The sequence below is a fragment of the Shewanella litoralis genome, from assembly GCF_009828585.1.
In the GTDB taxonomy this organism is placed as follows: domain Bacteria; phylum Pseudomonadota; class Gammaproteobacteria; order Enterobacterales; family Shewanellaceae; genus Shewanella; species Shewanella litoralis.
Window position 1 is genome coordinate 18,590 of the sequence record NZ_WSRZ01000034.1, and the last position, 9,301, is coordinate 27,890.

Genomic DNA, 9,301 nt, shown 5'->3' on the forward strand with positions numbered 1-9,301 from the left:
AACTTGTTAATTCAGAACTGTGATTCCTAAAACGTAAACTGCCAACGATCGACAGTTTATTTTCAGAATGGTAGTGGCTAAATGACTAAGACTTAGGCTTTTTCATATCCCATGACATGCCTGTCGCGTAGCGATGAGCAAACCCTTTCCAGGCCGGGGTTGGGTTTCCTTGGGCATCTTGTTCATTTGATTGGCCATTGAGCTGTAAGAATTCACACTTATCTTGTTGATTTTTAATGTGACAATCCATCATGGCTAATGCGAAGTGTTTATTGATGGTGTTGATTTGGGTATTGTTCCATGCTGGCTCAAAGTAATGACCAAGGTCTATTTCATTTTGGTAAGCAATGTGTGGTGCAGGATGAGGCGCTATGTTGTGGCGTGCGTTGTGGTAGGTAAGCATATAAGTGCTGTCGCCACCGGTTTGTTGATATAAGGATTGGATGCCTTTGTACCCTGAAATATCATCAAGGTCGCCAGAAATATATAACGTTGGCGTAGTGATTTTGGCAAGCGACTCAGGATTAAACAGTTGATAGTTTCCGCCCCAAGGTGCCATGGCTATCATGGCTTTCCATTTAGGGTCGACTTTTGCTGGCGCAGATTGACCACCAGCACAGGTATTGAGTAATGCAATTGCACCATTAATCACATTCACATCTTTACTGCCGGTAAACGTGGCCGCGGTTTGTTGATTAAATTGGTAACAGCCGCCAACGGTATTTACCGCACCATAGCCGCCCATTGAATAACCAATTAATCCAGCACGTTGAGTGTCGATTATGCTGCTAACAAAATTGTCTGTGCTAGTAAAATAATCAAGAGTAAATTGCTGATCGCGAGAGCGATTCAGTAGCGTACTAAAAAAACCACTAAACGGTGCGTTAACCATGTCGACGTCGGCATTGGTCGAGTCGGTATGATCAAGTGCTGCCACCACATAACCGTGTGAGGCTAAATGCTCTGCCAAATAAAACATAATGGTGCGATAACCGGTATAGCCGTGCGATAACACCACCAATGGAAATGGCTGGCCTGTTAAGTTAACCACTTCGGCTTCGCGAGTGGCATTGCCTTGTAATGCAAAGGGTAAGCCTAAGCGCGTTTCGTCACGGTAAACTGCTTTGGGTGTGGTTGTAGGAGTTTTATTGGTTGGGTACCAAACTTCTACGGTTAGCTTACGGTCTTCAAGGGTTTGGCTGCTCGGGTTAAATTGTTGTTTATTCACCAGCTGAACCGTTTTTACACCCACTGGATATTGGCCAATTTGAGCTAATTCAGGCAGGGCTTCTTTGGGCAGCAATGTTGGATAAAGTTGCTCAGGTTGAGGTGCTGCATTGGAGTCTGGATTTAGTGTGTCTGCCACCACGAAAGTGGAGGTGCTTAACCATAATAATGCTGCGCAGCTGAGCGTCTTTTTATACATTTAATGCTGTCCTTTTCGGTAGTTCATTTCCATATGCATCAATAAGGCTGATGCATAGCGGGCGCTAATTCATGCCCGCATAGCGTGATGATACAAATGAGTGTAGGTTTTTAGTATGGTTGTACTGTCAGTCCGTTACCTGCGGTACACACATAGATGTCGGCTTGCAGATTAAACTGGGCAAAGTATTGCTGTTCAACTGCTTGCTGAATGACAGCGACATCTTCGTGGCGACATAAACAAACAATCGCACCGCCAAAACCGCCTCCGGTCATGCGTACTGCACCACGATCGCCCAGTGCTTGTTGGCAAATTTGCACTAGGCCGTCGGTTGCTGGCACGGTCACTTCAAAGTCATGCTTGAGTGACTGGTGCGATGCGGTCATCAATATTCGCAGTTGTTCAATGTCGTTATTGGCTAGCGCTTTGGTGGCGGCAATCACGCGGTCGTTTTCGGTAATAACATGATGGGCGCGGGCAAATTCGTCTGCGCTCATTTGCGGTTTTGTTTGTGCTAGTAATGTTAAATTAGCGTCGCGTAACGTGGTTAGGCCCATTTTGCTTGCGGCTTGTTCGCAGTCTATGCGGCGTTGGTTGTATTCGCTGTCGACTAACTTGCGTGGATAGTTTGAATTAACAATCACAATTGATAAGTCGGTAGGAATCGTTACCGCTTGAGTTTGTAGGTTTTGGCAGTCAATCAATAAGGCTTGGTCTTGTTGACCTTTAGCTGAAATGAGCTGATCCATAATGCCGCATTGGCAATCCATAAAGTCGTTTTCAGCTTCTTGGCCAAATAACGCAATTTGCTCTTCGCTAAGGTTCAAACCACAGACGTGATTAAACATACCTGCAATTGCCACTTCAAGGGCTGCAGACGATGACAAACCACTGCCTTGAGGGACGTTACTTTCGATCAGTAAATCAACACCATTGAGCTGGTGGCCCGCACGGTTTAGTACAAAAGCGACTGCGCGAATGTAGTTACCCCATTGTGAACTGCCTTCTTTGATGGCTTGATTAACCTCAAAGCTTTCTTGTTCATTGGGATACATTGTCGAAATAACATTAACGTTATTGTCGTTGCGTAAACGATAAAGCACTTGAGTGCGAAATGTTAAGGCGCAAGGTAAAACATACCCCTGGTTGTAATCGGTAAATTCACCAATCAAATTAACACGACCGGGTGCGCTGACCACGCCTTGTGCATCTGATCCATATTGCTGGGTAAACAATGCCTGCAGCGCGTTGTTAGTCATGTTGATTTCCTTCGGTGTAGTGTACGTCGCTGGCATTTTTTAGTATTTTTGCAGCGGTTTCAGGGCTTAAATCGCGTTGGCTTTCGGCTAGCATCTCATAGCCGACCATGTGTTTTTTTACCGTAGCTGAGCGTAATAACGGTGGATAAAAGTGTGCATGCATGCGCCAGTGGCTATCATCGTCTAAGTCACTTGGGGCGCAGTGCCAACCCATCGAGTATGGGAAACTGCAATTAAATACGTTGTCATAACGAGTGGTGAGCACTTTTATGGCGTCAGCGAGAGCCGTTGATTGCGCTTCAGTTAATTGGCCAAAATGGCGCACGTCATCTTTACTGACTAATAAGGTTTCAAATGGCCATGCCGCCCAAAATGGCACGACAACTAGCCAGTGGTCATTTTGGTACACCACACGCTCACCATCGGCTATTTCACGCTTAACGTAATCGGCGAGTAAATTGCTACCGTGGGTTTGTTGGTATTGATATTGGCTGGCTTGTTCTAATTGGATTTCTGTCGATAAATGGTTGTGGGCCCAAACTTGCCCATGTGGGTGCGGTTGTGAGCAACCCATTACGGCGCCTTTATTTTCAAAAATATGCACACAAGCATACTGGGCAGACAGTTCTACATAGTGCTGTTTCCAGGTATCGACAACGTCTTTAATTTCGTTAACAGGTAGTTCGGGTAGGGTTTTATTGTGTTTAGGTGAAAAACAAATCACCCGACATTCGCCCGTGGCAGCTTCTATTTCAAATAATGGGTTTGTTTCAAATTGTGCTGCTTGCTCTGCTACGTGTGGTGTGAGAGCGCCAAAGTCATTAGTGAACACAAAGGTTTTGTCATAGTCAGGGTTATGGGTGTCATTAGCGCGTTGATTACCTGGGCACAATGGACATGTCTCATCGTGTTCTGGTAGGTTTGAAGGGGCACTTTTTTCAGTCGCACCTAACCATGGGCGGTTATTTCTGTGTGGCGACACTAGCACCCAATTACCCGTTAACGGGTTTTTTCGTCTGTGGGTAAATTCAAACTGGCTCATGGCAATCCTTTTATCTGTGTTTATGCTGTCGCCTTACCGTTTTTAGGGCAACATTCATACGATGATAAATTATACAAATTTAATTTATATGATAAATACTACTATTAAGTATTTTATTTAACAAGATGTAATCAATTTCGACAAGATCTTTCTAATTCTGCTTGTCAATTAGCGGTGAGTCACTCTATGATGTGATTAATATATAGTATTTATCATATTTATTTTAGCGGGTGGGTACGTAAATGGAAGCCGATATAGAGATAGTCGATGTTGTCGTGATTGGCGGTGGCATTAACGGTGTTGGAATAGCGGCCGATGCGGTAGGGCGTGGATTGAGTGTATTACTGTGTGAACAAAACGATTTAGCCTCGGCGACATCGTCTAACAGCAGTAAGTTAATTCATGGCGGCTTACGTTATTTAGAGCATTATGAATTTCGCTTAGTTAAAGAGGCTTTGGCTGAGCGTGAAGTGCTATTAAAAAAAGCGCCACATTTAATTACCCCATTAACGTTTAGACTCCCGCATCAGGCGCATTTACGCCCAGCATGGATGATCCGTCTGGGATTATTTCTATATGATAATTTGGCCTCGCGCGCCACGTTAAGTGGTTCAAGAAAAATCGCCTTTAGTGCCGATAGCCCGTTAAAACCAAGCTTTATTCAAGGTTTTGAATATTCAGATGCCTGGGTAGATGACTCTCGTTTAGTGGTATTAAATGCGTTAGCGGCAAAAGAGCTAGGGGCGCAAATTTGCACTCAAACGCGTTGCATTAATGCTGAGCGTCAGGGCGAATTTTGGCGTTTAAGCTTACAAAACCGGGCTGATCAATCGGTGCGCGATGTGCTGGCTAAAACCGTGGTGAATGCTTCTGGTCCCTGGGTGTCGAGCTTATTTAGTCATGTCATCAAGCAGCCTTCACCGCAAAAAATCCGTTTGGTGAAAGGTAGCCATATTGTGGTGCCTAAAATCCACCAGCAGCCACATGCTTATATCTTACAAAACGAAGATCAACGAATCGTATTTGTGATCCCGTTTGAAGATGATTTTTCATTGATTGGCACCACGGATGTTGATTTTGTTGGTGATCCCAAAGATGTGAAGATTGATCAACAAGAAATTGATTACCTTGTTAATATTACTAATCATTATTTTAAAACCACCATTAGTGAACAAGACATTGTGCATACTTTTTCTGGGGTGAGACCCTTGATGGATGATGAGTCTGAATCGGCACAATCTGTTACGCGTGATTACACCTTTATTGTCGATGCCCCCAAAGGTAAAGCGGCCTTGTTGTCGGTATTTGGCGGTAAAATTACCACGTATCGCAAACTGGCCGAAGCGGCGGTGAATCGTCTTAAGCCGTTTCATCCTAAAATGGGTAAACCCTGGACGGCACAACAGGTATTGCCCGGTGGTGACTTTAGTCATTTAGCCGAGTTAACCCGTATTTATCAGCAACAATATCAGTGGTTAGCACCAAAATACATTAGCCGGTTATTGCGTACTTATGGCGCGAGAACCCAATATATTTTAAATGACGCTAACTCAGCTGAAGCATTAGGTATCGATTTTGGCCATGGGCTTTATCAGGCCGAAGTTGACTATGTGATGGCAAACGAATGGGCTTGTACTAGTCAAGATGTGCTGTGGCGTCGAACGAAACTCGGATTACATTTTTCTGCAGAGCAACAACAGCAACTGAGCAACTATATGCAGGCGGCTCAGGCTAACGTGGTTGAGGCTTCGCAGCGGGCGGGCTAGGTAAGCCGTATTTGCCCGAGCTGAGGTTAAGTTAAATCATATTACACGCCAATATCCCTATTGATATTGGCGTTTTAATTTAGGCTTTTAGCAGGCCACAAGGGGTGTCGACAATACCTGTGACATTATTTAATTGGTAAATAAACACATTACCAGACAACGGGTAGTCTAATAATTGTTGTGGTGATAATTCGATACGAGATGAGGTGACAATCAGCCAATCTAGGTTAGGTCCACCTATTGCCACGCTTGATGGCTGCACCGCAGGAACAACCAGTTTTTCAACTATCTTACCATCAGGGTTATAGCGCACTACGCTATGATCGCCCCATTGCGCATTCCACATAAAACCGTCGGTATCTACGGTAGAACCATCAGGAAAGACATGATTTTCTGTTGTCGCAAAGAGCTGTTTTTGGCTTAATGCATGGCTTTGCTGGCAGTACTTGTACTGATAAATACAATGGCGCTCAGAGTCTGCGTGATACATGATACTGCCGTCTGGGCTCCAGCATAGGCCGTTTGATATCATTATATCGCTAAAGTATTTATGGTATTGCCCCTGGTGGTCTACACGATAAAGGCTACCTTGCTGCTCTGGCGTGTGGCGTTTTTCAACCATGGTGCCAGCCCAAAAATGGCCGCATCGGTCGGTGCGACCATCATTAAAACGATTTCCAAGCTGTGTGGCTTCCGGTTGGTTAAGCCAGGTTATTGCATGGGTTTCAAGATGGTACAACGCAAAACCTTGTTCAAATGCCACAATCACTTGATGTGCATTCTGGTCGGCTAAAAATGCAAAACTGCCGATGCGGTAAGGTAAATGATATTGCTGGTGTGCTTGGTCATCGATAGTGTATTTATGGATGTCGCCCGCCATAATATCTATCCAATAAATTGCGCGATGCCGTGGGTGCCATAAGGCATTTTCCCCCAATTGATTTTGGGAGGGAATAACCTGAATAAGCTCGCCAATACAAGATGAAAGACTAATCATTACTGGTTTTTATCGCTTGCTGGTACACCACATTGAAGCCCGCGAGCGTGGCTTCGGTGACATCCCAAAGAGTGGTGTTAATGTTGCAAAAATTTAAGGCTTTAGCAAAGCACTGGCTCAGATGAGGCGGACCAATAATGGCCACAGAACTCAATTGGGTTAATTGCCATTCAGTTGCATGTTTAGCAGCGCGCACATCACAACCAATTAATAAACCAGACAAATACGCATGGGCTTGTTTAGTGGTATAGCCCTCGAAGAGTTGCTTGCTGCGCACGCTGTATAATCCGTGGGCGAAATTGTCGGTGGCAGAAGATAAGCTAAAGTCTGCCCCTTGAATAAAGGCATCAAAATCAAACTCTAAATCAGAGACTTTTTCTTGGATCAGCACACTATTAGACGACAGTAAGTCATATAACTCACCGGTTAGGGCGGTTTTAAATAGCACCACTTGACCATCTTCAATTAATACCCATTTAGTATGAGTTCCTGGTAAACACACTAAATGTCGACCTTGTAAGTGCTGTGGTACCATGGCTAACCAACCAAGCAAATGGAACTCTTCGCCGCGCATAGAATCATGCAGATGGTTGTGTAATTGACAGCGCAAACCTGGATAAATCGTTACCTGATGGCCCTGGCAATTAAAGCGGGTGCCCGCGCTAATGACTTCTGTCGGCGAAATGGGGCAAGCCAGATATTGGGTTTCTTTCCAACCAATGCTGGAGCCTATTTGGCCGATCATTAATATGGGTAATTGACCAAAACGTGCTGCCCAGGGTGCGACACTGTCCATTAACGTTGTTTCAAAGTCGGTAATGATTTTTTTTACGCCAACATTGTTGCCTTGTTCAAGTACAGTAAGCGGTTTATTGGCTTCAGCCAAACACAGGTAAGCGCGTAAATGACTGGTACCCCAATCTACGGCAATAAAGTGTTGATGTTCAGTAAACAAACTAGGCTCTCCCACCGTCAATATTAATACACTGTCCGGTGATGAGTTCACTGTTATCGGATGCTAAAAATAGTGCTAGCTTAGCGACGTCTTCAGGGGTGATACGACGTTTTAAGGCCATTGCATCGGTCCATTTTTGCTCTTCTTGTTCGGTTAGCCAGCTCGACAGCTGTTTTTCGGTTGCAACCCAGCCAGGTAAAATGGCGTTGACGCGAATACCTGCTTCTCCAAACTCCCGCGATAATGAGCGTGTCATCCCAATTAAGCCCGCTTTTGCCGTCACATAGCCGGTCATTTGTTGCGAGCCTAATAATGCGGTAATGGAGCTGAAGTTAATAATACTGCCCGAATGCTGGAGTTTCATTTGGCTGTAGGCTGCCTGAGAGGCAAAAAAGGCAGGGTCTAGATTGATTTGCATGCACTTGTGCCAGTCGTGTGCCGAAATGGTTTCGACATCCTGGCGTGCATCATTGGCGACATTATTGATTAACACATCAAAGCGACCAAAATGCTCAGCAACGTCTCTAATGGCTAACTGCAGCGACTCAGAATCGGTGGCATCGACAGCGCGAAACCAAATAGAGGTGAGTTCATTTTGTGTCAGTTTTTGTTTAAGCGCATCTGCCGCTTGTTGGTCTATATCAATAAAGGCCACTTTGGCATGTTGGCGGGCAAAAGCTTCAACCATTGCCGCACCAATACCACTGGCTCCGCCGGTAATAAAGATGACTTTGTTTGTTAAGTCTTGGTACTGAGTGGACTGACTCACAGATAACGCTCCAAACCTATTATTTTTGCTTATGGTTAACTAGCGGTATGTTGGATTAACAACTTAATCCGATAAATACTATTTATTTTTAGTTATTTTTAACATTAACAACGAGTAAAACAAAGTTATATCGTAATTGCATTTAAATATGATATAACAGATTTATGTACTGAATATTGGACAGTAAAAGGCATGAGCACTTCACCGCGTCAAAATTTAACCCATCAACTCACCCACGATTTAGGGATCGCCATCGTAAAAGGGGTTTACCCAGTTGGTGAAGGTTTGCCGTCAGAAGCTGACTTGTGTATCGAATACGACGTGAGCCGCAGCTCTACTCGTGAAGCAGTCAAGATGTTGTCTGCTAAAGGGTTGATTTCTTCGCGGCCTAAACAAGGTATCCGCGTGCTGCCAGAAAGCAATTGGAACATGTTTGATACTGACGTATTAAAGTGGATTTTGAGTAGTAAGCCGTCATTAGCTTTATTAAAAGAATTTACCCAGGTGCGTGTTGCGTTAGAGCCTCAAGCTGCTGCACTTGCTGCTATGAATGCGTCGGACGAGCAAATTGCTTCAATTGAAAAAGCCCTAGAGCGCATGGTGGAAGCTGAGCAAGGTTTAGATGATCCGTTAGAGGCTGATATTGCTTTTCATACCAGTATTTTAATTGCCAGTGGTAATCGGTTTTTTGTGCAGTTGACTGAATTTATCAGCACAGCGCTTAGAGTCAGTATTCGCTACACCAATAAAATTAAAGGCGTACCCGGTGCAGATGTGCAAAAACACGCTGAGATTTTTAACGCGATAAAAGCACGTAATCCGCAACAAACGCGCGCTGCAGTATCAACGATTTTAGAAGAAGCGCTTGAGTTAATTGAGTCAAAATTATAATCGTTAATTGATAAGCCGATAATAAAAAGAGCATCTGTCTATAATAAAAAGAGCATCTAATCTAGATGCTCTCAGATTAATGACAAACCCCCACTTTTTTTAAAAGTGGGGGTTTTCTTTTATAGGTTTATTCGCATTTCAGGACTTTTATTTAAAAACACATCTTGAGCAGCATTGTTGATTATCGACGTCCAAC

8 protein-coding genes are annotated in these 9,301 nt (G+C 44.2%); 2 read left to right on the top strand and 6 right to left on the bottom strand.

Annotated elements, in window-relative coordinates:
* Nucleotides 1–85 precede the first annotated feature (85 nt).
* The 3 genes from GQA99_RS19010 to GQA99_RS19020 form a co-directional block, all read right to left on the bottom strand.
* Entirely contained in the window at nt 86–1,426 is a 1,341-nt protein-coding gene (locus GQA99_RS19010; protein WP_160056617.1) for an alpha/beta hydrolase family protein, read from the bottom strand.
* Between the two features lie 110 nt (nt 1,427–1,536).
* Entirely contained in the window at nt 1,537–2,685 is a 1,149-nt protein-coding gene (gene galK, locus GQA99_RS19015; protein WP_160056619.1) for a galactokinase, read from the bottom strand.
* On the bottom strand, nt 2,678–3,727 hold the full coding sequence (locus GQA99_RS19020) for a UDP-glucose--hexose-1-phosphate uridylyltransferase (protein ID WP_160056621.1): 1,050 nt from the start codon (nt 3,725–3,727) through the stop codon (nt 2,678–2,680). The genes galK and GQA99_RS19020 overlap by 8 nt, the downstream gene beginning before the upstream one ends.
* 242 nt (nt 3,728–3,969) lie before the next feature.
* Here GQA99_RS19020 and glpD point away from each other — a divergent pair, with 242 nt between their 5' ends.
* Complete coding sequence (gene glpD / locus GQA99_RS19025) at nt 3,970–5,493, top strand: glycerol-3-phosphate dehydrogenase (RefSeq protein WP_160056623.1); 1,524 nt, start codon at nt 3,970–3,972, stop codon at nt 5,491–5,493.
* Between the two features lie 79 nt (nt 5,494–5,572).
* Here the strand turns inward: glpD and GQA99_RS19030 are convergent, their stop codons facing one another.
* From GQA99_RS19030 to GQA99_RS19040, 3 genes are read right to left on the bottom strand one after another with little or no spacing between them, the layout of a single operon-like run.
* On the bottom strand, nt 5,573–6,490 hold the full coding sequence (locus GQA99_RS19030) for an SMP-30/gluconolactonase/LRE family protein (RefSeq protein ID WP_160056625.1): 918 nt from the start codon (nt 6,488–6,490) through the stop codon (nt 5,573–5,575).
* Nucleotides 6,483–7,445: a 2-dehydro-3-deoxygalactonokinase gene (locus tag GQA99_RS19035; RefSeq protein WP_229785924.1), complete on the bottom strand. Its 963-nt coding sequence runs from the start codon at nt 7,443–7,445 to the stop codon at nt 6,483–6,485. Before GQA99_RS19035 ends, GQA99_RS19030 begins: the two co-directional genes overlap by 8 nt.
* Before the next feature lies 1 nt (nt 7,446).
* Nucleotides 7,447–8,214 carry an SDR family NAD(P)-dependent oxidoreductase gene (locus GQA99_RS19040; RefSeq protein WP_160056627.1) on the bottom strand — a complete coding sequence of 256 codons (768 nt, stop codon included), beginning with the start codon at nt 8,212–8,214 and terminating at the stop codon, nt 7,447–7,449.
* Between the two features lie 192 nt (nt 8,215–8,406).
* Here GQA99_RS19040 and GQA99_RS19045 point away from each other — a divergent pair, with 192 nt between their 5' ends.
* Nucleotides 8,407–9,105, top strand: coding sequence for a FadR/GntR family transcriptional regulator (locus GQA99_RS19045; protein ID WP_160056629.1), 699 nt, complete (start codon nt 8,407–8,409; stop codon nt 9,103–9,105).
* The last annotated feature ends 196 nt before the right edge of the window (nt 9,106–9,301 follow it).